This is a genomic window from Aeromonas caviae (assembly GCF_000819785.1).
Lineage (GTDB): Bacteria > Pseudomonadota > Gammaproteobacteria > Enterobacterales > Aeromonadaceae > Aeromonas > Aeromonas caviae.
The window spans coordinates 1-24,562 of sequence record NZ_CDBK01000047.1; the positions used below are offsets into that span (position 1 = coordinate 1).

Here is a 24,562-nt window from a genome sequence, read left to right on the forward strand (position 1 = left end):
CTGTCGACGCGGGCTGGGGTTGTTGCTTCCACTGGCTCAACACCTTGAGCAGCTCGGCCATGGGCACGGGATGGCTGAGGCGGGCCTTGACCATGGCGGTAGAGGGGGTGATCCCCCTGGCACTGAGTTCGTTGGCTATCTGGATGATCTCTTGGGCTGACATCTTGGCTCCTGCACGGCCGTCTTGCTGCGGGTGGATAGTGGCACAGAGCTTAATCAAAGCCTGTCCATCAGGAAAGCGGAGCGAAGGGCGTGGGTGGCGAGAGGGAGGGGATTGGCGGCTCCGCGTCTACCCAACGCTGGCCGCCGGGAGTGCGGGGATCAGGTCCCCTGGCGCAGCATCACATCCAGCTGGTCGATGGCTTCCGCCCAGTCGGCGTCGTGGCTGAGGGCATCGCGCAGAAAGCCTGCCTGGGAAGGAGTCCAGAACGGCGCGTCGGGCAACTGGGTATGGCGATCGATGGGATGGTCGCGGATAAAACGCTGCTGGCTGATGTCGTCACTGGCCAGCCCCAGCTGGGCAAACAGGGCGGCCATGTCATGGGTGAGCAATTCCATGTTGGTACTCCTTGGAAGGGGGCTGTGGAAGAGTATAGCCAGCCCCCGTGCTCTCAAATCTAGGAGGGGAGACGATGGGGTGGCAGCTCGACACCGGCGACATGCAGCCCCTGCATGCAGAGCTGTCCCTGATAATGGCTCTCTCCGTCGCTGGAGAACTCGAACTGGTAGTAGGTGAGCAGGCGCAGGGGCTTGTGCCCCAGGGCGCGGTGTGTCCGCGCCAGCGACAGCAGTTGCAGGTCATGGTGCTGGCAGTAGCGGCGCATGTATTGCCAGGCCAGCTCCGCCTGGCGGCGCTGTTGCCAGAAGGCCCAGCCAACGAGGCCGAGCAGCAAGATCCCAAGCATTTCTCCCATCAGCGGGTTCCTTCTGTGATGTGTGTGGGGCCCTGTTCACCCCAGGCAACAGGGCCGTCGTGCCGGGCCTAGGTGGCAGCGAACAGGCGACCGATGGCCAGACCCAGGGCCTCGCTGCGTTCGGGGTCACGCAGTTTTGCCAGCATATCATTGCGCAAGGCCGGTAGCGTGACGAGCTCGGCAAATACCTGGTTGAAGAACTGGGTGGGTTGCAGGGCGAGCTGCTCCAGAAACAGGCCGAGCAGTTCGGGGTGTTTCAGATCGGGCCAGAGGCGGCCAGCGATGGCGAGGAGCAGGGAGGGACTTGGCCGGGTTTGCAGCAGGGTCAGCAGCTTGTTGGTGCGCAGTCCGTTGCCCGGGCAGGAGGCCAGTGCCCGGCACAGATAGGCCAGGGTTTCGGGGTCAGGCTCGGCGCACTCCTGCTCCTTGCCGATGCGCTCCAGCAATGCGCCTTGCAGGGCAGGAGGCAGGGGGGCGTTCTCCAGGCTCTGGCACAGGGCGTAAAGAGGGGCCTGCGGCAGCATGGGCAAGGCCTTGCAGACCAGTGCCAGGTTGCGTTCAACCTGCAGCCGCTCAGCGAGATCTGCAAACCCTTGCAGTCCCAGGGCCTGCCACCCCTCTTCCCCCGGCGCCGCCAGATAGTGGCAGAGGGCCTCGTAGTAAGCGGAAGGGGCTTGTTCCAGCTGGCGGGCCAGCTTGGCGTGCACACTGGCCATCTTGGCCTCGGCCGGACGGAAGGTGTAGGGGTTGTCCGCCAGACGCTGGGCCTTCTCTTCGTCCAGTTCACCGGTGAGCTTGTAGCCCAGAGTCTCTACCACCTGATCCATGAAATGCTTGGGGCCGCTGGAGATGAGCAGGCCGCGCTCATCGAGGGCGAACTTGAGGAACCAGAGGTAGTGCCTGGATTCGGTGGGCTGGAAGAAGTGCACGCCGAGCCAGGCGTGCTGCTGCAACGGCCAGGGGTAGGGCTCCTGCTGCTGCTCGATGCGCACGAAGAGGTCGCTGGGGAGCGGGCGCACCTGGCGGCCCAGATCGAACAGCTGAAACTGGGTATCGGCCTGGGTCAGAAACTCGGTCAGGGTGTTGATGGAAGACATGAAGAGATCCCGCTTGAAGATAATGCGGGCGATTATAAGGGGGCTGCACCAGATAGCCAGAGGCGGTGATGCAGGGTATGAAGGTGACGGCAACATGGCAGCCATTGCGGGGTCGGTGTATAGTAGCGCCCCTTTTTGATGGCCGTATTGAGTGGGGCCCCGTCGCAGACCGGGCCCGCGATGAGGAAGTGAGCGAGATGAATCAATATCTGCTGGTTGCCGGTCTGCTGGGAGAGCTGACTGCCGAGTTGCAACGTCTGGAACGCTGGCAAGCCGACCATCCGGGGAGCGAGGCGCTGGCAAGCGAGCTGCCGTTCTGTGTCGATACCCTGAGTTTCGATCAGTGGCTGCAGTTCGTGCTGATCCCGCGCATGGAGCAGCTGGTGCTGCTGCAGGCGCCGCTGCCGACCAGCGTCTCCCTCTATCCCATGGCGAGTGAGGTCTATAAAGAGGAGCTGGCGGAGGTCGAGGCCCTGCTTCGTCTGATCGCCCGTTTCGATCTGCTGCTCTCCGGCAAAGTGGTCGAACAATGATGGACGAGCAGACCCGGACAGCGGATGCCTTGCAGCCGACTCTGCTCTATCAGGATGACTGGCTGGTGGCGGTGAACAAACCGTCCGGTCTCCTGGTGCACCGCAGTTGGCTCGACAAGGCCGAGACCCGTTTCGCCATGCAGATGACCCGGGATCTGATCGGGGGTCGTCATGTCTACCCCGTGCACCGACTGGACAGGCCCACTTCGGGTGTGCTGCTGTTTGCTCTCGATCCTGCCGTGGCCCGCACCCTGACCGAGGCCTTTGCTGCCCGTCAGGTCCACAAGGAGTACCTGGCACTGGTGCGGGGATGGGCCCCCGAAGAGGGGCTCATCGACTATCCGCTCAAGGAGCAGCTGGACAAGATTGCCGATGCCTTCAGCGACCCGGATCGCCCCGCCCAGGAGGCTGTGACCGCGTTTCGTCGTCTGCATCAGGTCGAGCTGCCCTTCGCCGTCTCCAAGAAGCATCCCACCAGTCGCTACAGCCTGGTCCGCCTCTTTCCCAAGACGGGGCGCAAGCACCAGCTGCGCCGCCATCTGGATCACCTGTTCCACCCCATCGTTGGTGATACCACCCACGGGGATGGCCGGCACAACCGCTTCTTTCGCGAGCACTACGGGTGCGACCGCCTGCTGTTGATCGCGCACCGTCTGAGCTTCGAGCATCCGGTGCTCAAGGTGCCGATGCGGATCCAGGCGCCCCTGGGCCCCGAGGTGCTGGGTCTGTTCGCCCGTCTGGGCTGGCCTGCCAGCGAGCAAGACTACGGCGCCTGAGCCTCTTTCCATCTGTTGCCTCTGACCGGGCTGTGGCATGCTGTAGCCCAGGTACGTCAGAGGAATGACTTATGGCTCAACGAGATATCGCCTGCGCAATCGCGTGCCCCCCGCCTGTTCAGGGGGGCTCTTCCTACCCATCCCGGTCTTGCCGGGTCCAATATCTGTCCCTGAGGAGTCGCTGATGGCCGAGATCGATATCCTGGTCGGCACCGTCTACGGCTCTGCCATGCTGGTGGCCGAGACCCTCTGTGACCACCTGCAAGCCAATGGCCATGTTTGCCAGATCTTCGATGACGCGGCGCTGACCGACATCGATGCCTCCCGCTTTCTGCTCATCGTGACCGCCACCACGGGGCAGGGGGATATACCGCCCAATTTGCAGCCCTTTGCCAGTGCCCTGGCCGATCGTGCTCCTTATATGAAGGGATGGCGCTATGCCCTCATCGCCATGGGAGACAGCAGCTATGAACACTTCTGCGGAGCGGGGCGAACGCTGGATGCTCTGTTGCAGGAGCTGGCTGCCGAGCCACTGGTTGTGCGCCTGGAAATCGATGCGACGGTAGAAGATGAGCCTGAAGTGGCAGCGCTTGCCTGGTTGAAAACCTGGGAAAATAGACTGTAGCCAGACCCTTCTCTCCGAGAATAAATTCACCTCCGTGAGTGTGCTGACGGGGGTGTTTTATTTTTGGGGCGTCACGCCTCAGCCTCCAAATATATCCTCTCTTTCGTCCGGTTATTTTTCTCGCCAATGATGATAACCGGTTGGCCATATTCATCATCACCCACGACAAATTGAAAAATTAAAAGTTCCGCATTGAAAGCGATTTCAGTCATGTTTTTGCTACTGCGACACGGATTTATCACTTAACTCTCGTCGCGAATTAATATTTGAAAGCGCTTTCTTTGGTTGTTGTTTTTCTTTTTTGTGCTTTTCATGGGTGATTGTCGCCAACAAATGCAAATTTATTGACCTGTTGTTGCTGTAGTCGTGGGTGGCGTGCGATTTGTCATCGTTTTGTGAATCAGCTCATGTTTGCAGGGAATTTGGGTACATATAATCGACCTCGGTTATCACCAAAACGTTTTTCCGGTGATAAGAACTTGAATATCAGGATCACACTCCTCTCAGCGGGAATAAGGAAAATGAAAATGAAAGCAAAGTGGCTCCCGATCGCTGCAGCAGTAACCGCAGCCCTGGCTTCCCAAGCCGCCTTCGCCGTTGATTTCCACGGCTACTTCCGTTCAGGTGTCGGTGTTTCCGGTGACGGGGACATGGTCAAATACAACGTCAACAAGGTTGGTCGTCTGGGTAACGAAAATGATACCTACGGCGAAGTTCAGCTGGGTCAGGAAGTCTTCAACAAAGATGGCAAGACTTTCTACGTAGACTCCATGTTCGCCATGGCGTCCAACGGCTCCAACGACTGGGAAGGTACCGGCACCGTCTGTAACTTCGATGCCAAGCAGTGCAACGGCGATTCCGACTTCGCCCTGCGTCAGTTCAACGTGCAAGCCAAGGGGCTGCTGGGCTTCGCGCCGGAAGCCACCCTGTGGGCCGGTAAGCGTTACTACCAACGTCACGACATCCACATCTCTGACTTCTACTACTGGAACATCTCCGGTGCCGGCGCCGGTATCGAAGGCATCCAGGCTGGTCCTGGCAAGCTCTCCCTGGCCTGGGTCCGCAACGACCGCAGCGCGGGTGATGTCTTCGGTCAGTACACCCAGACCGGTGTAGATGGCAACGGTGATCCGGTTTATCAGAAGAACGAAGATCTGAACGTCAACACCCTGGATGTGCGTTATGCCGGCATCCCGCTGTGGCAGGACGGTTCTCTGGAAGTGGGCGCCATGTATGCCCTGGTCAATGAGACAGACGCCCAGAAAGATCTGAAGAACGACAACATGAAGAACGGCGTCATGCTGACTGCCGAACTGACCCAAGGCATCTTCGGTGGCTTCAACAAGACCGTGCTGCAGTACGGTACCGAAGGCTACTCCAAGACCATGGCCTTCTACGGTGACGGTTCCTGGTATGGTGCCGAAGCCAAAGCCGGTGCCGATGGCTACCGTATCATCAACTGGGGCGTCATCCCGATGGGCAACTCCTGGGAAATGGGTCACCAGCTGGTCTACGGGGTAGGCAACGAGATGTGGAACGGCAACGACAAGTACGAAACCATGTCTGTCGTCGCTCGCCCGATGTACAAGTGGGATGACTTCAACAAGACCATCTTCGAAGGCGGCTACTTCCAGGACAAGAACAAGTCCACTTCCGGTACCACCGACAAAGATGGCGCTTACAAGCTGACCCTGGCTCAGGCCTGGTCTGCCGGCTCCAGCTTCTGGGCCCGTCCGGAAATCCGCGTGTTCGCCACCTACCTGAAGAACACCGAAGACCAGAACGCCTTTGAAGGCAACACCTCCAAAGACACCTATCAGGTTGGCGTACAAGCAGAAGCCTGGTGGTAAGCAATATCTTCAGTTAAGTTAGTCACTGCCCCCTTATGGGGGCAGTTTTGTTTCGCATGATGTGGCAACCGGGTTATGGAGATAAGAAGAATGAAACTGGTAAAGATGTCTATCGCGGCCATGGTTACCGCGCTGCTGGCCGGTTGTTCCGGTAGCATGGTGGTGCCCGTGCAGGAGCACGCCTCCATTCTGAGTAATGCCGATCAGGCCAAGCAGGCGCTCTCCCAGGCAACCAGTTGTTGCACAGGGTTCAACGAATTCAATTATGTCTCCCTGCCGGAAGGCGAGACGCTGCTGGCCATCGACGGCAAGCAGCCCAGTTATCAGTTTGACGAGGGCATGAGCTATTTTGCCGCCTATCGTCTGCCGGCCAATACCGGCAATCTGGCCATCACCCTGGCCTCCCAGGTCAGCAAGACGGTCCTGGTTCCCAAGGTGATCATGCTGGATGCCCAGTTCAAGGTGACTCGCGTGCTGGGTGAGTCGGTCTTTGCCTATCAACCAGCCCACCTGCTCGACAACGACAGGATTGAGGGGCGTGTGTTCGTGGACCGCAGCATGCCGGGCAATCCCGCCACTGAAACCTATATGGTGGTCTATGCGCCGGCCAACGAGACGGCGGGCAGCACCACCATCTTGCACCCCGCGAAGGCCTTTGCCCGTGCCAACGGCACGGTCGAGCCGGATATCAAGGACCCCGTGATCCCCCATTCGCCCTGGGGTCTGGTACAGATAAAGGTCACGGACATGGCCAAGGGACAAGGCCTGGAAGCCGTGTTCAAGCCTGAATACGCCGACAAAGTGGCGATGAGCCAGGCCAAGCCTGCTACCACTGCCGTGGCTGCGACGGCGGCCACCACGGCAGCCGTTGCCGCAGCGCCGAGCAAACCGGCTCCCGCCATGCTGAGCGAGACCGAGAGCTTCTACAACGCCCAGATCGAGAAAGCGGTGAAGGCCGGTGACATCGACAAGGCGATGCAACTCGTGAATGAAGCCGAGCGCGCCGGTTCAACCAAGGCGAAATCGGTCTTTATTGATGCAGTGAAACGTTCACAGAAGAACTAAATATCTCGGTTTATTAAAATCGATATTTATTGGAGGCCTCCCTTGTTGGAGGCCTTTTTAATCGGTAGACTGGATAATATAAATCCGCAATAAGTTACATTTGGTTACAGTGAGTATCGTTGGGTATTGTTTGGTTTCTTTGTGATTTATTTTGAAGTGGTTTATTTCTTTTTGCGGCGAAGCTATAACAATACGAAATAATATTCAAGGCAGCCCCCTCTCTGCTTATTTATTATCTTGTGATCTCTCCTCCAAATTTATTATTCCCTTGTTTCCGGCAGAGGCATTTCCACCCCCGCTGGGTTATATTCTGCTGGTCAAAATAAGCAACCCGGAAAACGCATTTGGCGCAGTGACGGATGAAGCACATCGTCATCAATAAACTGCCCTGAGTCGTTGTCGGAAAAAAATCCATTCAGGAGCGCACACATGTTAAAAAATGCTTTCTCTAATCTGCAAAAGGTCGGTAAGGCGCTGATGCTGCCCGTATCGGTCTTGCCCGTTGCAGGTATTCTGCTGGGGGTGGGGGCTGCCCACTTCAGCTGGTTGCCGGAAATCGTCTCCCAACTGATGGAGCAGGCCGGTGGTTCCGTATTCGGCCAGATGGCTCTGCTGTTCGCCGTGGGCGTCGCCCTTGGCTTCACCAATAACGACGGTGTGTCCGGCCTGTCCGCCATCGTCGGCTACGGCATCATGACCGCTACCCTGACCGTGATGGCGCCTGTGATGGGTGTCGAGAAGATCGATACCGGTGTGCTGGGTGGTATCCTCGCCGGTGGCGTGGCTGCCTGGGCGTTCAACCGCTTCTACAAGATCCAGCTGCCAGAGTACCTTGGCTTCTTCGCTGGCAAGCGTGCCGTGCCCATCATCACCGGTTTTGTTTCCATCGGTCTGGGTGTCGTGCTCTCCTTCATCTGGCCGCCGATTGGTGGTGCCATCGGTGCCTTCTCCGACTGGGCTGCCAACCAGAACCCGGTCCTGGCCTTCGGTATCTACGGTGTGGTTGAGCGCTCCCTGATCCCGTTCGGTCTGCACCACATCTGGAACGTGCCGTTCTTCTATCAGGCTGGTACCTGCGTCAACGCCGCCGGTGAAACCGTACACGGCATCATGACCTGCTTCCTGACTGCTGATGACGCTTCTCGTGCTGCCGGCAACGGCTTCGGTCAGCTGGCGGGTGGCTACCTGTTCAAGATGTTCGGTTTGCCTGCTGCTGCATTCGCCATTGCGCACTCCGCCAAGCCGGAAAACCGCGCCAAGATCGTAGGTATCATGGCTTCTGCTGCCCTGACCTCCTTCCTGACCGGTATCACCGAGCCTATCGAATTTTCCTTCCTGTTCGTGGCCCCGGTTCTGTACGCCATCCACGCCCTGCTGGCCGGTCTGGCATACGTGCTGACCAACATGCTGGGTGTCGTTCACGGTCACACCTTCTCCAACGGCTTCATCGACTTCGTGGTGCAATCTCCGCGTGCCGACAACATGCTGCTGCTGGTGGGTCTGGGTCTGGTCTACGCAGTCATCTACTACGTGGTCTTCACCGTGGTCATCCGTGCCATGAACCTGAAAACCCCGGGTCGTGAAGACGAAGCTGCCCAAGAGTCCTCTGCCGGTCAGAGCAAGGACGAGATGTCTGCTGCACTGGTCTCCGCCTTCGGTGGCAAAGAGAACATCGCCTCTCTGGACGCCTGCATCACCCGTCTGCGTGTCGGTGTGAAGGATGTGGCCAAGGTTGACCAGGCTGGTCTGAAGAAACTGGGTGCCGCCGGTGTGGTGGTGGCTGGTTCCGGTGTACAAGCCATCTTCGGCACCAAGTCCGATAACCTGAAAACTGAAATGGACATCTGGATGAAGAGCAACTGATTGTCGCTCCGATATCCGAGTTCCGAAAAGGGAGGCGCAAGCCTCCCTTTTTGCTGGGTTGCGTTTGGTGGCGGGACATGTGCGGGGGCTTTCCTTGGCGGCGCCAGCATGGTGTGACCCAATGAAAAAGGCGCCCCTGGGCGCCTTTGCTGCATCAGACCGGCTTAAAGCTTTTCGAGATCCCGTTCTATCTCGCTGATCTTGTTCTGCACCACTTTTTCCAGATGACGCAAGTCGCGCAGTATTTTCTGCTTGATGTCCGGATCGGCGGAAGGCTGGCCGCCCTGGGTCAGATTGTCCAGCTCATCCACCACGTATTTGAGGTTGGCGTTGATCTCGGTGACATCCTTGTACTCATGGGTCCCCGAGTCGACCAGCATGGTCTTGCGCTGGCGGGGGTATTTGAATTTGACGCTCTTGGCGAAGAATTCACCCTTCTGCTTCTTGAAATAGATCTTGAGGATGTCGTGGTTGGCTTCCTGGCGCAGGGTGTAGCTGTCCACCGAGGTGGGTTCCTGGATCCCCAGGCTCTTGAGATTCTCGTACATCGGGCTTCCTTGGTTTGAAACGATCCTGACCCCTCTATCTTACCCGAGTCCGGACGCCTTGCCTGTGACAGGCGCGCCAAATTCAAATTGGTGTCAAAAAGGTCTTCTTTAATTAATGAGCCAAGGGGAGGGGTGAACGCCTTGCCAGCACTGCCATAAGCGGTATCGTCTCATGGGGGTGTGCAGTGCTGGTGGGGCAGGGGGGAGTTGGCGCCCACCCATGAGAGTGGGCATGAAAAAGGGCACCAGAGGTGCCCTTGATGACATCGGCGTGGATTACTCGTCGATGGAGCGCAGCAGGGCGTTGATGCCGACCTTGGCGCGGGTCTTTGCATCCACCTTCTTGACGATGACGGCGGCGTAGAGGCTGTACTTGCCGCATTTGGAGGGCAGGGAGCCGGAGACGACCACGGAGCCGGCCGGGACGCGGCCGTAGTGGATTTCACCGGTTTCGCGGTCATAGATGCGGGTGGACTGGCCGATGAAGACCCCCATGGAGATGACGGAGCCCTCCTCGACGATCACCCCTTCAACCACCTCGGAACGGGCACCGATGAAGCAGTTGTCTTCGATGATGGTCGGGTTGGCCTGCAGTGGCTCCAGTACGCCGCCGATGCCGACGCCGCCGGAGAGGTGCACATTCTTGCCGATCTGGGCGCAGGAGCCCACGGTGGCCCAGGTGTCGACCATGGTGCCTTCATCGACGAAGGCGCCGATGTTGACGTAGGAGGGCATCAGCACTGTGTTCGGGGCGATGAAGGAGCCTTTGCGCGCGGTCGCGGGCGGCACGACGCGTACACCGGCAGCCTTGAACTGCTCTTCGGTGTAGTTGGAGAACTTCAGGGGAACCTTGTCGTAGTACTGGGCATCGTCGCCCTTGATGATGCCGTTGTCGTTGATGCGGAAGGAGAGCAGCACGGCCTTCTTCAGCCACTGGTGGACGACCCACTCGCCGGCAATCTTCTCGGCAACCCGGGCTTTGCCGGAGTCCAGCAGGTCGATGGCTTCCAGAATGGCTGCCTTGGTGGCGGCATCGACGGAGCCGGGGGTGATGGAGTCACGGCGCTCGAAGGCCGCTTCGATGGTCTGTTGCAACTGGGTCATGACAGGTTTCCTTTATAAAATTCTGTTTGTTGTATCACACTTTTCCAATCGTTTTTAAGGGCTCTCGCCGATTTCTTCAGAATCAGGGCGATTTATTGTACTTGAGTGGTCCAACCATTTGTTCTGATTGAGGAATCAATACGTCAAAAAGCCTCTTTCGAGGCTTCATCCTAGCGTGTCAGGCACTCTCGCCAACCGGTTCCTGGGGGTTGAGCTGATTGACCAGCCTCTCCTCGAGGGCTTGCTGCTCCTCCGGGTTCAGCGGCTCTCCGGCCAGGGTGGTGAGGCTGAAGAAGTCCTCCACCCGCTCACCGATGGTGGTGATCTTGGCGGCATGGAGGGAGAGGCCGCACTGCTGGAACACGGCACCGATACGGGCCAATAGGCCCGGAGTGTCCAGGGCCGTCAGCTCCAGCAGGGTGTGGCGGTTTTCCCCCTTGTGGGGCAGGAAGACCACCCTGGTCGGCACGCTGAACTGGCGGTGGCGTCTGGACAGGGGCTTGCTGCGCAGCACCAGCTTGCCCGGCTCTTGAAGGGCTTTCTCCAGCGCCTTCTTGATGGTGGCGGTACGGTTGGGGCTGATGGGCTCGCCGTTCGGTTCCAGCACGATGAAGGTGTCGAGCACGTAGTCGTTGCGCGAATTCATGATCTGGGCGTCGTGGATGCTGAGGTTCTTCTGATCCAGCGCCGAGGCCACGGTGGCAAAGAGGTTGGGAGTATCGCGACAATAGATGAACACCTCGCTACCGCCCCGTATGGGGTGCTTGCCGATGAGCACCAGGGGGGCCGGGTTGTCACCGTGGGCGATGATCTTGCGGCAGTGCCAAGCGATCTGCTCCGGGCTGTGGCGCAGGAAGTAATCGGCCTTGAAGTCGTTCCAGAGGGCGGTGACCGCCTCCTGTGGCACCTCGCGCTGGGTCAGGATCTGCCTGGCCTGGCGCTGGTTTTCACGGATCTTGAGGCGCATGTCCGGCGGGTTTTCCAACCCCTGGCGCAGGGCCTTCTGGGTGGCGAAGTAGAGTTCGCGCAGCAGGGTGCCCTTCCAGTCGTTCCACAGACTGTCGTTGGTGGCACAGATGTCGGCCACGGTCAGGCAATAGAGCAGGTCGAGGTGCAATTCATCCCGCACCTTCTGGGCGAAGTCGGTGACCACGTCCGGGTCGTAGATGTCGCGGCGCTGGGCGGTGACCGACATCAGCAGATGGTGGCGCACCAGCCAGGCGACCAGTCGGCTCTCGTAGCGATCCAGCCCGTGCAACTGGCAGAACTCCAGCGCATCCACGGCCCCGAGTTCGGAATGATCGCCGCGCCTGCCCTTGGCGATGTCGTGGAAGAGGGCGGCGATGCTGAGCAGCTCGGGCTTGCGCAACTGGGTGAACACCTCGTGGCAGAGCGGGTGAGTCTGGCGGCTGGCCGGATTCGGGAAGCGATGGATGTTCTGCAGCAGCCTGTGGGTATGTTCGTCCACCGTGTAGGCGTGGAACATGTCGAACTGCATCTGGCCGACGATGAGGTTCCACTGGGGCAGGTAGGCCGCGAGGATCCCGTACTTGTGCATCAGGGTGAGCGGCTGGCCGATGCCGTTGGGGTGGCGCAGGAGCGCCATGAAGAGACGGCGGCACTCGGGTAGATCTTGCAGCCAGCAGTTGAGGGTGCGTCTGGCCTCGCGCAACTGGCGCAAGGTGGCGGAGTGGATGCCGGCAATCTCCGGGTGCTGGGCTATCTGGTAGAAGAGTCGCAGGATGGCGGCAGGATCCCGGCCGAACAGCTCGGAGTCCACCGCATCGATGAGGCGGCCGCGCAGCTGGAATTCGTCGCTGATGCGGCGCACGTCCATGGCGGTGTTGCCGAGAATGGCCTCGTCAAAGAGTTGCAGCAGCATCTCGTTGAGTTCGGCCACCCGCCGCACCGTCTGGTAGAAACGCTTCATCATCTGCTCGACCGGGCCGTTACCTTCCCCCTCGAACCCCAGCATCTGGGCCACGGTGCGCTGGCGGTCGAACAAGAGACGGTTGTCCCCCTTGTTGATGGCCATGTGCAGGGCGAAGCGCACCTTCCACAGGAAGTTCTGACAGTCGAGCAGCTCCCGGTACTCGGCCCGGTTGAGAAAACCGTGGCTGGTCATCTCGAACAGGGTGGTGGCGCCGAAGTGGCGGCGGGCGACCCAGGCCAGGGTCTGGATGTCGCGAAGGCCCCCGGGATTGTTCTTGAGATCCGGCTCCAGCTTGTAGGCGGTGCCGAGAAACTGCTGGTGGCGCAGGGCCTGCTCTTCGCGTTTGGCACGAAAAAAGGCTTCGCTCGGCCAGAAGTGCTGGGGCTGGGTGGCCGCCTGCAACTGCTCGAATCCCGCCAGGCGACCCGTGATGTAACGGGCCTCGATGAGGTTGGTGGCAACCGTGATGTCGTTGCGGCCCTGCTCGATGCACTCGGCCACGTTGCGCACCGACTGCCCCACTTCCAGCTTGAGATCCCACAAGAGGGTGATGAACTCGCCGATGCGAAGCCCCAGCACCTCGTCCAGTTCATCTCCTTCGTAGAGGATCAGCAGGTCGATATCGGAGTGGGGATGGAGTTCGCCGCGGCCATAGCCGCCTACCGCGATCAGGGTGAGCTCGGTCCTGTCGAAGCCGAACTTGTGCCAGAGCCTGGTCAGCAGCGCGTCCATGTATTCGGAGCGGGTGGCCACCAGTTCGATGATGTTGTCACCGGCGTCGAAGCGCTCGTGCAGCCAGGCGAGAAAGCGGCTCAGGTACTCCTTGCAGTTGTCACGGGTGAGCTGATCGTCTGGGAGCAGATGGGGAGAAAGCAGGCTGGCATCCATGGCATGTCACACTCTCGGTCGGGCCGGGTAAAGAGCAACCCCGGCGCGCGGCCGGGGTTGAATGTCAAACGTGGCGGATAAAACGCTCGATAGTGTCGTCGGGGCGCAGGGTCAGGACCTCGCAGCCATCCTCGGTCACCAGCAGGGTGTGCTCCCACTGGGCGGAGTCGCCGCCGTCCTTGGTGGTCACGGTCCAGCCATCCTTCGGATTGACCTTGCAGTGGTACTTCTTGCTGTTGACCATGGGCTCGATGGTGAAGCACATGCCCGCTTTCAGCTCCAGCTTGCCGCCGTTGCGGTAGTGGAGGATCTGCGGCTCTTCGTGGAACTCGGCACCGATGCCATGGCCGCAGTAGTCGCGTACCACGGAGAAGCCGGCCTGCTCGACGATGGGCTGGATGATGGCGCCGATCTCGGTGATGCACATGCCCGGACGCACCTGCTTGATGGCGGCATAGAGGCTATCCTGGGCCACCTTGCAGAGCTGGCGACGCAGGGGGGTGGTCTGACCCACGATGAACATGGCGGAGGTATCGCCGTGATAACCATCCTTGATGACAGTGATGTCCAGATTGATGATGTCCCCTTCCCGCAGCTTCTTGTGGTTCGGGATGCCATGGCAGATGACATCGTTCACTGAAGTACAGATGGACTTGGGGAAGCCGTGGTAATTGAGCGGCGCGGGGATGGCCTGTTGCACGTCGACGATGTAATCGTGGCAGAGGGTATTCAGTTCGTCTGTGGTGACGCCCGCCTTGACGTGGGGGGCGATCATGACCAGCACGTCGGCGGCCAGCTGGCCGGCGACACGCATTTTCTCAATCTCTTCCGGTGTCTTGATTTTAATGGACATGGGATCTCTCTTGGGGCCTGATTGCGCATCCTGCCGATGCCCAACAACCAGGTAATGAAAAATAGATGCGTTTGCAATCAGGGCGAAATTTTATCCCCAACCCCCGTTTACTTCCAGTGTGATCGTCATCGCAACGTCATCAGGCGGTCGCACCATGGTCCGGGATCCATTTTTAGCACCCGGGCTGGTGGTGTCATGACCAAAGTTATGGTATAAAGCGCGCCGGAATGGGGAACTCGTGTCCTCATGCCATCACCCTTACTCAACAACACACACACATCGACACATATGCCGGGGTGCCTTAACGGGTCGGTTATATGGGATGTGTGGAGGCCTAACCCCAATACAGAGGTATAAAATGGCTAAAGTTTCTATGCGCGACATGCTGCAAGCCGGCGTTCACTTCGGTCACCAGACTCGTTACTGGAACCCGAAAATGAAGTCCTACATCTTCGGCGCCCGCAGCAAAGTTCACATCATCAACCTGGAAAAAACCGTTCCGATGTTTGACGATGCCATGAACTTCATCAGCTCCGTAGCTGCCAAGAAAGGCAAGGTACTGTTCGTAGGTACCAAGCGTGCCGCGTCTGAAGCCGTCAAAGAAGCCGCTGAGCGTTGCGACCAGTTCTATGTTAACCACCGCTGGCTGGGCGGCATGCTGACCAACTGGAAAACCGTTCGTCAGTCCATCAAGCGCCTGAAAGATCTGGAAACCCAGAGCGAAGACGGTACCTTCGACAAGCTGACCAAGAAAGAGGCGCTGATGCGTACTCGCGAAATGGAAAAGCTGGAGAAGAGCCTGGGTGGTATCAAGAACATGGGCGGCCTGCCTGACGTTCTGTTCGTTGTCGATGCCGACCACGAGCACATCGCTATCAAAGAAGCCAACAACCTGGGTATCCCGGTAGTTTCCATCGTTGATACCAACTCCAACCCGGACGGCGTTGACTATGTCATCCCGGGTAACGACGACGCTATCCGTGCCGTACAGCTGTACCTGAACGCTGCTGCTGACACCGTTCTGGAAGCCCGCGAGCAGGACATCGTTGTTCAAGCCGAACAAGATGGCTTCGTTGAAGCTGAGTAATTGATAAGGACTGAAAAGCCCTTATTAACCAAGCTGATGTAATTGGTTAGCAGGGGCCCTTGTGGCCCCTGTTTCTTGTCAATTCAAGACCGAGGATACTGGACATGGCAAACATTTCTGCCGCCCTGGTAAAAGAACTGCGCGAGCGCACCGCCGCTGGCATGATGGATTGCAAAAAAGCGCTGGAAGAAGCCAACGGTGATATCGAGCTGGCTATCGAGAACATGCGTAAATCCGGTCAGGCCAAGGCCGCCAAGAAAGCTGGCCGTATCGCCGCTGAAGGTGTGATCTTCGCCCGTACCGAAGGCAACGTTGCCGTCATGATCGAGCTGAACTGCGAGACTGACTTCGTTTCCAAGGATGCCGGTTTCCTGGCCATGGGTCAGAAGATCGTTGAGATCGCTGCTACCCAGAAAATCGCTGACGTTGACGCGCTGAAAGCCGCCGACTTCGGCAACGGCGAGTCCGTCGAGCTGACCATCACCAACCTGATCGCCAAGATCGGTGAGAACATGAACCTGCGTCGCGTGATGCTGGTTGAAGGTGACAACCTGGGCACCTACGTTCACGGCTCCCGCATCGGTGTTATCACCAAGCTGGTTGGCGGTACCGACGAGCTGGCCAAAGATCTGGCCATGCACGTTGCTGCCAACAGCCCGCAATTCGTCAAACCGGAAGACGTGTCTGCCGAAGTCGTTGCCAAAGAGCGCGAAATCCAGATCGACATCGCCATCAACTCCGGCAAGCCGAAAGAGATCGCCGAGAAGATGGTTGAAGGCCGCATGAAGAAGTTCACCGGTGAGGTTTCCCTGACTGGTCAACCGTTCGTGAAAGATCCTTCCATGACCGTTGCCGAGCTGCTGAAGAAAGAAGGCGCTGACGTTGTTTCCTTCACCCGTTTCGAAGTGGGCGAAGGCATCGAGAAGCAAGAGACCGACTTCGCTGCTGAAGTAGCAGCCCAGATCGCGGCCGCTCAGAAGGCCTAATCGAACCGGTTTTTCCGTTTCCCCAGACCGCGACTTATGTCGCGGTCTTTATATGACCAGGAATCAGTGACATGAGTACCAATCCCAAGCCTGCATACAGACGTGTTCTTCTGAAGTTGAGTGGTGAAGCCCTGCAAGGATCCGAGGGTTTCGGCATTGATCCGGCGGTGCTGGAACGGATGGCCCAAGAGATCAAAGAGCTGGTTGAGCTGGGTGTTCAGGTCGGTCTGGTCATCGGTGGCGGCAACCTGTTCCGTGGTGCCGGCCTTGCCAAGGCAGGCATGAATCGCGTGGTGGGTGACCACATGGGCATGCTGGCGACCGTCATGAACGGCCTGGCCATGCGTGATGCCCTGCATCGTGCTTATGTGAATGCCCGCCTGATGTCGGCCATCTCCCTGCAAGGGGTCTGCGACTCCTACAGCTGGGCCGAAGCCATCAGCCAGCTGCGCGCCGGCAAGGTGGTGATCTTCTCTGCCGGTACCGGCAACCCCTTCTTTACCACCGACTCGGCAGCCTGCCTGCGCGGTATCGAGATCGAAGCCGACGTCGTGCTGAAAGCCACCAAGGTCGATGGCGTGTTCACCGATGACCCGGTCAAGAACCCGGATGCCGTGCTCTATCAGGAACTGAGTTATGATGAAGTTCTTGAAAAAGAACTCAAAGTGATGGATCTTGCTGCTTTTACCCTGGCCCGCGACCACGATCTGCCGATCCGGGTGTTCAACATGAACAAACCGGGCGCGCTGCGCCGCGTGATCATGGGTGAGCCGGAAGGTACCCTGATCCACCAGGCCAGCAAGTAAGGCAAGTGTGAGCCCCAGGCTCGCTTGTCCATTACGCCAGTCAACAAGATAGATACGAGCCGCCTGTCGGCTCGTTCGCCAAAAGGAAAACCACTGTGATCAACGAGATTAAAAACGACGCCAAGGACCGCATGGGCAAAAGCGTAGAGTCGCTGAAGACCCAGATGTCCAAGATCCGTACCGGCCGTGCTCACCCGAGCCTGCTCGACGGCATCCAGGTGGAGTATTACGGTGCTGCCACTCCTCTGAAGCAGTTGGCCAACGTGGTGGCAGAAGATGCCCGTACTCTCTCCATCTCCATCTTCGATCGCTCCATGATCCAGGCGGTGGAAAAAGCTATCCTGACCTCCGATCTGGGCCTGAACCCGTCCAGCAACGGCCAGACTCTGCGCGTGCCGCTGCCGCCGCTGACCGAAGAGCGTCGCCGTGATCTGACCAAGATCGTCCGTGCCGAAGCCGAAGGTGCCCGGGTTGCCATTCGCAACATCCGTCGCGATGCCAACGCCGATCTGAAAGCCCTGCTGAAAGAGAAAGAGATCTCCGAAGACGACGACCGTCGCGCCCAGGAAGAGATCCAGAAGCTGACCGATACCTTCATCAAGCTGGTGGATGACGCCCTGGTTGTGAAGGAAAAGGAGCTAATGGAAATCTAAGCCTCCGACAGGTATATTACGAGCGCCGTGTAGTGCCCCTGCACGGCGCTTTTGTCTTTGTGGGAGAAATGAATGTCGCTTTTGGCAGCGCTAGGCGATAGCGCCAGCTCGTCCTTGCCCCGTCACGTCGCCATCATCATGGATGGCAATGGTCGCTGGGCCCAGAACCGCGGCAAGATGCGGGTTTCCGGGCACAAGGCGGGCGTGAAATCCGTGCGTGAGGCCGTGGCCTTTGCCGCCCGTGCCAAGATGGAGGCGCTGACCCTGTTTGCGTTTTCCAGCGAGAACTGGCGCCGTCCGGAAGGGGAAGTAAACGCCCTGATGGAGTTGTTCATGACGGTGCTGGGTCGCGAGGTGAGCAAGTTGCACAGCAACGGCATTCGCCTTCGGGTGATTGGCGACACTGCCCGCTTCAGCGAGCGGCTGCAGGCCAAGATCGCCAAGGCCGAGGCCCTGACCGCCAACAATCAGGGATTGACCCTCAATATCGCCGCCAACTATGGCGGTCAGTGGGACATCGCCCAGGCGGCCCGGACCCTGGCACGGGCCGTGGCGGCGGGTGAACTGGATGCCGAGGCGGTCGATGAGGCGGCATTGGGTCGTCATGTCTGCATGGCTGATCTGCCCCCCGTGGATCTGTTGATCCGCACCGGCGGGGATCATCGCATCAGCAACTTTGTCCTTTGGCAGCTCGCCTATGCCGAACTCTATTTTACCCCGGTCCTGTGGCCCGATTTTGACGAGGCCGAGTTCAGTGGGGCAGTTGCCTCCTTCGTTGCTCGCGAGCGTCGCTTCGGGTGTACGGGTGAACAGATCCGGGAATTGATCGCCGCGCAACAGACCGGCTAAACCCCGCTCCCAAGAGAGAGGTTTCTTTTGCTAAAACAACGAATTATTACCGCATTACTGCTAGTACCCCTGGTGTTGGGGGCGCTGTTTTTTCTGCCGTTGAAATTCTTTGCCCTGCTCGCCGCCCTGGTCTTTCTGCTGGCCAGCCGTGAGTGGAGTGCCTTCGTCACTGCCCAGCCGCAACAGTGGTTGCCGCTGGTGTTCTGTCTGCTGCTGGGGGCCAGCCTGTTCTGGGTGCCCGTGGAGCAACTCTGGATCCCCCAACTGCATCCGCTGGTGATGGGCGTGCTCTGGACTGCCGTCAGCTGGTGGCTGCTGGGGCTGCTGCTGGTGCTGCGCTACCCGCAAAGCGCCAGGCTGTGGCGTGAATCCATCTGGCTCAAATCCCTGTTCGGTCTGGTGACTCTGGTTCCCTTCTTCTGGTCCCTGGTGGCCATTCGCGGTTACAACTTCTATCACGACCCCATGATGGGGGCCTGGATCCTGCTGTTCGTGATGGGACTGGTCTGGGCGGCAGATTCTGGCGCGTATTTTTTCGGCAAGGCGTTCGGCAAACACAAGCTGGCGCCGGCCGTGAGCCCGGGTAAAACCATCGAAGGCATGCTGGGTGGGCTGTTTACCGCCAGCCTGCTGGCCATCGGCGTGACCTGGTTCATGGGCTTCGTGCCTGCCAAGATGGGCACCGTGCTGCTCTGTTCCCTGCTGGCGGTGCTGGCCTCCGTGCTCGGCGATCTGGCCGAGAGCATGTTCAAGCGGGAAGCCGGCATCAAGGATTCCGGCACCCTGTTGCCGGGTCATGGGGGCATTCTCGATCGCATCGACAGCCTGACGGCGGCGCTGCCCGTCTTCCTGCTCAGCTACCTGTTGCTCGGTCCGGAGTTTTGATGTTTCGCGCACTGATGATCCCGGGAGCGTCCCGCTCCATCAGTCTGTTACCCAATCAGGAGTCTTGATGCAAAACCTGGTGATCCTGGGAGCGTCAGGCTCCATCGGTCAGAGCACCCTCAAGGTACTGCGCCACAACCCCGGGCGCTGGCAGGTGCTGGCGCTGACTGCAGCCCGCAGCGTGGATGCCATGGTGCGAGACTGTCTCGAATTCTCTCCCCGTTTCGCCGTCATGGTGGATGAGACCGCCGCCAGCGATCTGGTCGGTCGACTCAAGGCTCACGGCAGCACCACCCGGGTGTTGTCCGGTCAGGCAGCCCTGTGCGACGTGGCTGCTCACCCCGATGCCCACAGCGTGATGGCGGCCATTGTCGGTGCGGCGGGTCTGGCACCCACCATGGCTGCCGTGCGCGCCGGCAAGCGCATTCTGCTGGCCAACAAGGAGGCGCTGGTGATGTCCGGAGCCTTCTTCATGGAGGCGGTGCGCGAGCACGGCGCCGAGCTGCTGCCCATCGACAGCGAACACAACGCCATCTTCCAGTGCCTGCCGGTCGACGTGCAGCGCCAGCCCGGTTTCTGCGATCTGGCCGGGGCGGGGATCAGCAAGATCCTGCTGACCGGCTCCGGCGGACCTTTCCGCTATGCCGATGTGGGTGAACTGCATCATGTCACCCCGGCGCAAGCCATTGCCCATCCCAACTGGTCCATGGGGGCCAAGATCTCGGTGGACTCCGCCACCATGATGAACAAGGGGCTGGAGTACATCGAGGCGCGCTGGCTGTTCAATGCGGCCCCCGAGCAGATCCAGGTGGTGATCCACCCCCAGTCCGTCATTCACTCCATGGTGCAGTACAAGGATGGCTCCGTGCTGGCCCAGCTCGGCAACCCGGACATGTGTACTCCCATTGCCCACGCTCTGGCCTATCCGGAACGGATCGAGTCCGGTGTGGAACCTTTGGATTTCTTCAGTGTCGGAGAGTTCAGCTTTATCCGGCCCGACTATGAGCGCTATCCCTGTCTGGCGCTGGCCATGAGCGCGTGCCAGCAGGGGCAGGGGGCGACCACCTCCCTCAATGCCGCCAACGAGGAGGCCGTCGCGGCTTTTCTTGCAGAGCGGATCGGATTTATGGATATTGCCAGAGTCAACGAATCCGTCATGGCCGAGCTGGGCAGCAGTGCTGCCGGCTCTCTGGCGGATCTCATCGCCCTGGACGGTACGGCCCGAGCCCGTGCCCAGCAACTGATAAAGGAGCTTGCCGTATGAACGGACTGTGGTGGCAGCCAGCCCCTCTCCATGCTCTCGAGCGCAGGACTGGACATGACCGCGAGGTACGCGGCTGATGGGCGGGCTTCTGTGGAATATCGGCGCCTTCATCGTGGCCCTCGGGCTGCTGGTGGCGGTGCATGAATTTGGCCACTTCTGGGTGGCTCGTCGTTGCGGCGTCAAAGTGGAGCGCTTCTCCATCGGCTTTGGCAAGGCCATCTGGCGTCGCCTTGGCAAGGATGGCACCGAATACGTGCTGGCCCTGATCCCCCTTGGCGGTTACGTCAAGATGCTGGATGGCCGGGTCGATGAACTCAAACCGGGGGAGGAGGCGCAGGCCTTCAACCACAAGAGCGTCTGGGCCCGGATGGCCATCGTGGCGGCTGGCCCCATGGCGAACTTCGTGTTCGCCCTGTTCGCCTTCTGGCTGATGTTCATGATAGGGGTGCCGAGCGTCAAACCCGTGGTGGGCGAGGTGCGTCCCGCCTCCATCGTGGCAGAGGCAGGCATCCTGCCAGGCATGGAGATCGTCGGCGTCGGCGGCGAGGAGACCGGTGACTGGGAGAGCGTCACCTACGCCCTCATCAGCCACCTTGGCGATGACTCGGTCCAGCTCAAGCTCAAGGCGGCCAACACCAGCTATGCAGTGGATAAGACCCTGCAGCTGGCAGGCTGGAAGTTTGACCCCGACAAGGAGTCTCCCATTGGCAGCCTCGGGATAGTGCCCCTCGGTGGCAAGGTGCTGCCCGTGGTGGAGGCCGTGGTGCCGTCGAGCGCCAGTGAGAAGGCCGGCCTTCAGATAGGGGATCGCATCAAGGGGGTCGATGGAGAGGCCATCACCGAATGGGCCCAGTTTGTCGAGCGTGTCCAGCAGTCACCGGCGCAGCCGCTGCAGGTGACGGTGGAGCGCGGGGGCAGCGAGATGACCCTGACCCTGACCCCGGACGGGAAGAAAGTGAAGGGCCAGCTGGTCGGTTTTGTGGGCTTGTCGCCGCAACTGGTTCCATTACCGGATGAGTATCGAACTCTGTTACAGTATGGGCCTTTGCAAGCCCTGTGGCATGGGGTCCAGAAGACCTGGAGCCTGATCACCCTGACCTTCGACATGATAGGCAAGCTGATCGGTGGCATCGTCTCTTTGGACAACCTGAGCGGCCCCATCTCCATCGCCAAGGGGGCCGGCAGCAGCGCCGATTACGGGTTGGTCTATTTCCTCGGATTCCTGGCGCTCATCAGCGTCAACCTGGGGATCATCAACCTGTTCCCCCTGCCGGTGCTCGATGGTGGCCATCTGGTCTATTTCCTCATCGAGGCGATCACCGGCAAGCCGGTATCGGAAAAAATTCAGGAAGTTGGGTTCAGGATAGGCGCCGCCATTCTGATGTTACTGATGGGCATTGCGCTGTTTAATGATTTCGCTCGCCTCTGAGGCCAGAGCATCAACAAGGACACATAAGAACAAAATGGCTGTTAAAAAAGCATTGGTGTTGAGTTGCCTGCTGGGGGCCAGCTTCCTGGCTCAGGCTGCCCCGGCCTCTTTTGTGGTGCAAGACATTCAGGTCGAGGGCCTGCAGCGGGTGACCCTGGGTGCCGCCCTGTTGAATCTGCCGGTGCGGGTCGGTGATTCCGTCGACTCCGTATCCCTGGCGAACGCCATCAAGAAGCTCTATGCCTCCGGCAACTTCGAGGACGTCAAGGTCTATCGCGACGGTCAGGTGCTGCAAGTGGTGGTCAAGGAGCGCCCGACCATCTCCAGCATCGAGTTTTCCGGCAACAAGGACATCAAGGAAGAGCAACTGACCCAGAGCCTGGAATCCTCCGGGATCCGCGTGGGTGATCCGCTGGATCGCACCGTGCTGAGCTCCCTCGAGAAAGGGCTGGAAGATTTCTACTACGGCGTGGGCAAGTACTCCGCCAAGGTCAAGGCCATCGTCACCCCGCTGCCGCGCAACCGGGTCGACCTCAAGTTCACCTTCGTGGAAGGGGAAGCGGCCAAGATCCAGCAGATCAACATCGTTGGCAACAACGTCTTCCCGGAAGAGAAGCTGCTGGCCCAGCTCTCCCTCAAGGACGACGTGCCCTGGTGGAACTTCACTGGCGATCAGCGCTACCAGAAGCAGAAGCTGGCCGGTGACATCGAAGTGCTGCGCTCCTACTACATGGACCGCGGCTACATCCGCTTCACCCAGGAGTCCACCCAGGTCTCCATGACCCCGGACAAGAAGGGCGTTTACGTCACCCTCAACGTCAAGGAAGGGGAGCAGTACAAGGTTTCCGGTATCCAGCTCAAGGGTGACCTCATCGACCGCGGCGGCGAAATGAAGGGCCTTATCCCCATCGAGGCGGGCAGCGTCTACTCCGCCAGTCAGGTGACCCATACCGAAGAGGTGCTCTCCAAGTTCCTCGGCCGTTACGGCTACGCCTATCCGAAAGTGGTTACCTTCCCCCAGATCAACGACCAGACCAAGGAAGTGGAGCTCATCGTCAACGTGGAGCCGGGTCCCCGGGTCTATGTGCGCAACATCAACTTCAGCGGCAACGTCACCACCAAGGACGAAGTGCTGCGTCGCGAGATGCGCCAGATGGAGGGCACCTGGCTCTCCTCCGACAACGTCGAGCAGTCCAAGACCCGTCTCAACCGCCTCGGCTTCTTCGAGACCGCGGAAGTGGACACCAAGCGGGTGCCGGGCAGCGATGACCAGGTCGATCTGGACTTCAAGGTCAAGGAGCAGCCGGCGGGGTCCATCAACGCCGGTATCGGCTACGGCACCGAGTCGGGTCTGAGCCTGCAGGCGGGTCTGCAGCAGGACAACTTCATGGGGACCGGCAAGAAGATCGGCATCAACGCCAGCACCAACGACTACTCCAAGAGCGTCGACCTGAGCTATAACGACCCCTACTTCACCGTGGACGGGGTGAGCCTGGGCGGCCGTCTCTACTACAACAAGTTCAGTGCGGCCGACGCCAACATCGTGGACTACGAGAACACCACCGTCGGTTTCCGTCTCTCCAGCGGCTTCCCGGTCAACGAGAACAACCGTCTCGACTTCAGCCTGGGCTACGAGAACAACAAACTCTCCCAGCCCAACCCCTATGTACAGGTGGACGAGTTCTGGAAGGTCTACAGCGGCAATCTGGATGGCGACAACCGCATGGTGTTCAACACCGTGGACGTCACCGCCGGCTGGACCCGCTCCACCCTCAACAAGGGTCAGTTCCCGACCGCGGGTGACCGCCAGCGGGTGAACGCCAAGGTGACGGTGCCCGGCATGGATCTGCAGTACTTCAAGCTCAACGCCGAAGATGCCCACTACTTCCCGTTTGATGCCGACCACAAGTGGGTCATGCTGGCCAAGGCCCGTGCCTCCTACGGCGACGGCTATGGCAGCAATGGCGACTACGAGCACGTCCTGCCGTTCTTCGAGAACTACTACGCCGGTGGCTTCGACACCCTGCGTGGCTTCAAGAGCAACACCGTGGGTCCGAAGGCGCTCTACTACTACAACCTGGGCGGCAACGACGTGATCCAGGGCACTGACAGCTCGGTCGGGGGCAACGCCCTGGCGGTGGCCTCGCTGGAAATGATCGTGCCGACGCCCTTTGCCTCCGAGACCTATCAGCCTCAGCTGCGGACCAGCTTCTTCATCGACGCCGGTTCCGTGTGGGATACCCACTTCGACTACAGCCAGTATCAGAACCGTTGCTTCAGTGGTTGCAACTATCTGATGGACTACTCCGACCCGAGCAACATCCGGATGTCGACCGGCCTGTCGCTGCAGTGGCTCTCTCCCATGGGCCCGCTGGTGTTCGTGCTGGCAAGACCAATCAAGAAATACGAAGGGGACGACACCGAAGTCTTCTCCTTCAACATCGGCCGTACCTTCTAAGGGGAGCGGACGCCCCCCCGCCGTGGCGGGGGGAAGCATGATGGGTCGCGCGTTTGCGTGCCTCACCAGGTAACAAGACGATCTCGTGGATCGCTT

The 24,562-nt window shown here is 59.6% G+C and carries 24 protein-coding genes; 16 read left to right on the top strand and 8 right to left on the bottom strand.

Annotation, left to right across the window (positions count from 1 at the left end; genetic code table 11):
• Window positions 1-321: 321 nt before the first annotated feature.
• The 3 genes from BN1120_RS07950 to BN1120_RS07960 form a co-directional block, all read right to left on the bottom strand.
• Window positions 322-558 carry a DUF2789 domain-containing protein gene (locus BN1120_RS07950; protein ID WP_039039420.1) on the bottom strand — a complete coding sequence of 79 codons (237 nt, stop codon included), beginning with the start codon at window positions 556-558 and terminating at the stop codon, window positions 322-324.
• Between the two features lie 59 nt (window positions 559-617).
• Complete coding sequence (locus tag BN1120_RS07955; protein ID WP_039039421.1) at window positions 618-914, bottom strand: DUF3301 domain-containing protein; 297 nt, start codon at window positions 912-914, stop codon at window positions 618-620.
• Between the two features lie 68 nt (window positions 915-982).
• Window positions 983-2,011, bottom strand: coding sequence for a DUF3549 family protein (locus BN1120_RS07960; protein ID WP_039039422.1), 1,029 nt, complete (start codon window positions 2,009-2,011; stop codon window positions 983-985).
• A 197-nt stretch (window positions 2,012-2,208) separates the two neighbouring features.
• Here BN1120_RS07960 and BN1120_RS07965 point away from each other — a divergent pair, with 197 nt between their 5' ends.
• The 3 genes from BN1120_RS07965 (at window position 2,209) to BN1120_RS07975 (ending at window position 3,945) form a co-directional block, all read left to right on the top strand.
• Window positions 2,209-2,544 carry a YqcC family protein gene (locus BN1120_RS07965; protein ID WP_010673392.1) on the top strand — a complete coding sequence of 112 codons (336 nt, stop codon included), beginning with the start codon at window positions 2,209-2,211 and terminating at the stop codon, window positions 2,542-2,544.
• Window positions 2,544-3,320, top strand: coding sequence for a tRNA pseudouridine(65) synthase TruC (gene truC, locus BN1120_RS07970; protein WP_324046314.1), 777 nt, complete (start codon window positions 2,544-2,546; stop codon window positions 3,318-3,320). The genes BN1120_RS07965 and truC overlap by 1 nt, the downstream gene beginning before the upstream one ends.
• Window positions 3,321-3,504: 184 nt before the next feature.
• Complete coding sequence (locus tag BN1120_RS07975; protein ID WP_039039423.1) at window positions 3,505-3,945, top strand: flavodoxin; 441 nt, start codon at window positions 3,505-3,507, stop codon at window positions 3,943-3,945.
• A gap of 71 nt (window positions 3,946-4,016) precedes the next feature.
• Here BN1120_RS07975 and BN1120_RS21205 read toward each other — a convergent pair whose 3' ends face one another.
• Window positions 4,017-4,157: a hypothetical protein gene (locus tag BN1120_RS21205; protein ID WP_154109896.1), complete on the bottom strand. Its 141-nt coding sequence runs from the start codon at window positions 4,155-4,157 to the stop codon at window positions 4,017-4,019.
• Between the two features lie 315 nt (window positions 4,158-4,472).
• On the opposite strand from BN1120_RS21205, the gene BN1120_RS07980 reads away from it, so the two are divergent.
• From BN1120_RS07980 to ptsG, 4 genes are all read left to right on the top strand, one after another.
• Entirely contained in the window at window positions 4,473-5,795 is a 1,323-nt protein-coding gene (locus tag BN1120_RS07980) for a maltoporin (protein ID WP_041214686.1), read from the top strand.
• A 90-nt stretch (window positions 5,796-5,885) separates the two neighbouring features.
• Window positions 5,886-6,860 (top strand): MalM family protein, encoded by a 975-nt coding sequence (locus tag BN1120_RS07985; RefSeq protein WP_042015533.1) that lies wholly within the window; start codon window positions 5,886-5,888, stop codon window positions 6,858-6,860.
• 151 nt (window positions 6,861-7,011) lie between these two features.
• Window positions 7,012-7,242, top strand: coding sequence for a hypothetical protein (locus BN1120_RS21690; protein ID WP_145983737.1), 231 nt, complete (start codon window positions 7,012-7,014; stop codon window positions 7,240-7,242).
• 47 nt (window positions 7,243-7,289) lie between these two features.
• Entirely contained in the window at window positions 7,290-8,723 is a 1,434-nt protein-coding gene (gene ptsG / locus BN1120_RS07990; protein WP_010673398.1) for a PTS glucose transporter subunit IIBC, read from the top strand.
• A 164-nt stretch (window positions 8,724-8,887) separates the two neighbouring features.
• On the opposite strand, the gene BN1120_RS07995 is transcribed toward ptsG, so the two are convergent.
• From BN1120_RS07995 to map, 4 genes are all read right to left on the bottom strand, one after another.
• Window positions 8,888-9,271, bottom strand: a complete 384-nt coding sequence (locus BN1120_RS07995) for a DUF3461 family protein (protein WP_039039426.1) — start codon at window positions 9,269-9,271, stop codon at window positions 8,888-8,890.
• 276 nt (window positions 9,272-9,547) lie between these two features.
• Entirely contained in the window at window positions 9,548-10,375 is an 828-nt protein-coding gene (dapD, locus tag BN1120_RS08000) for a 2,3,4,5-tetrahydropyridine-2,6-dicarboxylate N-succinyltransferase (RefSeq protein ID WP_010673400.1), read from the bottom strand.
• Between the two features lie 178 nt (window positions 10,376-10,553).
• Entirely contained in the window at window positions 10,554-13,196 is a 2,643-nt protein-coding gene (gene glnD / locus BN1120_RS08005) for a bifunctional uridylyltransferase/uridylyl-removing protein GlnD (RefSeq protein ID WP_042015535.1), read from the bottom strand.
• 64 nt (window positions 13,197-13,260) lie between these two features.
• A complete protein-coding gene (gene map, locus BN1120_RS08010) occupies window positions 13,261-14,049 on the bottom strand; it encodes a type I methionyl aminopeptidase (protein ID WP_042015536.1) in 789 nt (262 codons plus the stop codon).
• 358 nt (window positions 14,050-14,407) lie between these two features.
• On the opposite strand from map, the gene rpsB reads away from it, so the two are divergent.
• The 9 genes from rpsB (at window position 14,408) to bamA (ending at window position 24,466) form a co-directional block, all read left to right on the top strand.
• Window positions 14,408-15,136, top strand: coding sequence for a 30S ribosomal protein S2 (rpsB, locus tag BN1120_RS08015; RefSeq protein ID WP_010673403.1), 729 nt, complete (start codon window positions 14,408-14,410; stop codon window positions 15,134-15,136).
• Between the two features lie 104 nt (window positions 15,137-15,240).
• Complete coding sequence (tsf, locus tag BN1120_RS08020; protein ID WP_010673404.1) at window positions 15,241-16,122, top strand: translation elongation factor Ts; 882 nt, start codon at window positions 15,241-15,243, stop codon at window positions 16,120-16,122.
• A 71-nt stretch (window positions 16,123-16,193) separates the two neighbouring features.
• Window positions 16,194-16,928 carry a UMP kinase gene (pyrH, locus tag BN1120_RS08025; RefSeq protein ID WP_010673405.1) on the top strand — a complete coding sequence of 245 codons (735 nt, stop codon included), beginning with the start codon at window positions 16,194-16,196 and terminating at the stop codon, window positions 16,926-16,928.
• Between the two features lie 95 nt (window positions 16,929-17,023).
• Window positions 17,024-17,581 (top strand): ribosome recycling factor, encoded by a 558-nt coding sequence (frr, locus tag BN1120_RS08030; protein WP_010673406.1) that lies wholly within the window; start codon window positions 17,024-17,026, stop codon window positions 17,579-17,581.
• A 72-nt stretch (window positions 17,582-17,653) separates the two neighbouring features.
• Window positions 17,654-18,430, top strand: coding sequence for a polyprenyl diphosphate synthase (gene uppS / locus BN1120_RS08035; protein ID WP_039039427.1), 777 nt, complete (start codon window positions 17,654-17,656; stop codon window positions 18,428-18,430).
• Window positions 18,431-18,457: 27 nt separating this feature from the next.
• The gene (locus tag BN1120_RS08040) at window positions 18,458-19,315 is read left to right on the top strand and encodes a phosphatidate cytidylyltransferase (RefSeq protein ID WP_039039428.1); all 858 of its coding nucleotides are present in this window, start codon (window positions 18,458-18,460) and stop codon (window positions 19,313-19,315) included.
• Between the two features lie 67 nt (window positions 19,316-19,382).
• Window positions 19,383-20,579, top strand: coding sequence for a 1-deoxy-D-xylulose-5-phosphate reductoisomerase (ispC, locus tag BN1120_RS08045; protein WP_042015541.1), 1,197 nt, complete (start codon window positions 19,383-19,385; stop codon window positions 20,577-20,579).
• 76 nt (window positions 20,580-20,655) lie between these two features.
• On the top strand, window positions 20,656-22,008 hold the full coding sequence (gene rseP, locus BN1120_RS08050; RefSeq protein WP_039039430.1) for a sigma E protease regulator RseP: 1,353 nt from the start codon (window positions 20,656-20,658) through the stop codon (window positions 22,006-22,008).
• Window positions 22,009-22,042: 34 nt separating this feature from the next.
• Window positions 22,043-24,466 carry an outer membrane protein assembly factor BamA gene (gene bamA, locus BN1120_RS08055; RefSeq protein ID WP_041214690.1) on the top strand — a complete coding sequence of 808 codons (2,424 nt, stop codon included), beginning with the start codon at window positions 22,043-22,045 and terminating at the stop codon, window positions 24,464-24,466.
• Window positions 24,467-24,562: the final 96 nt, after the last annotated feature.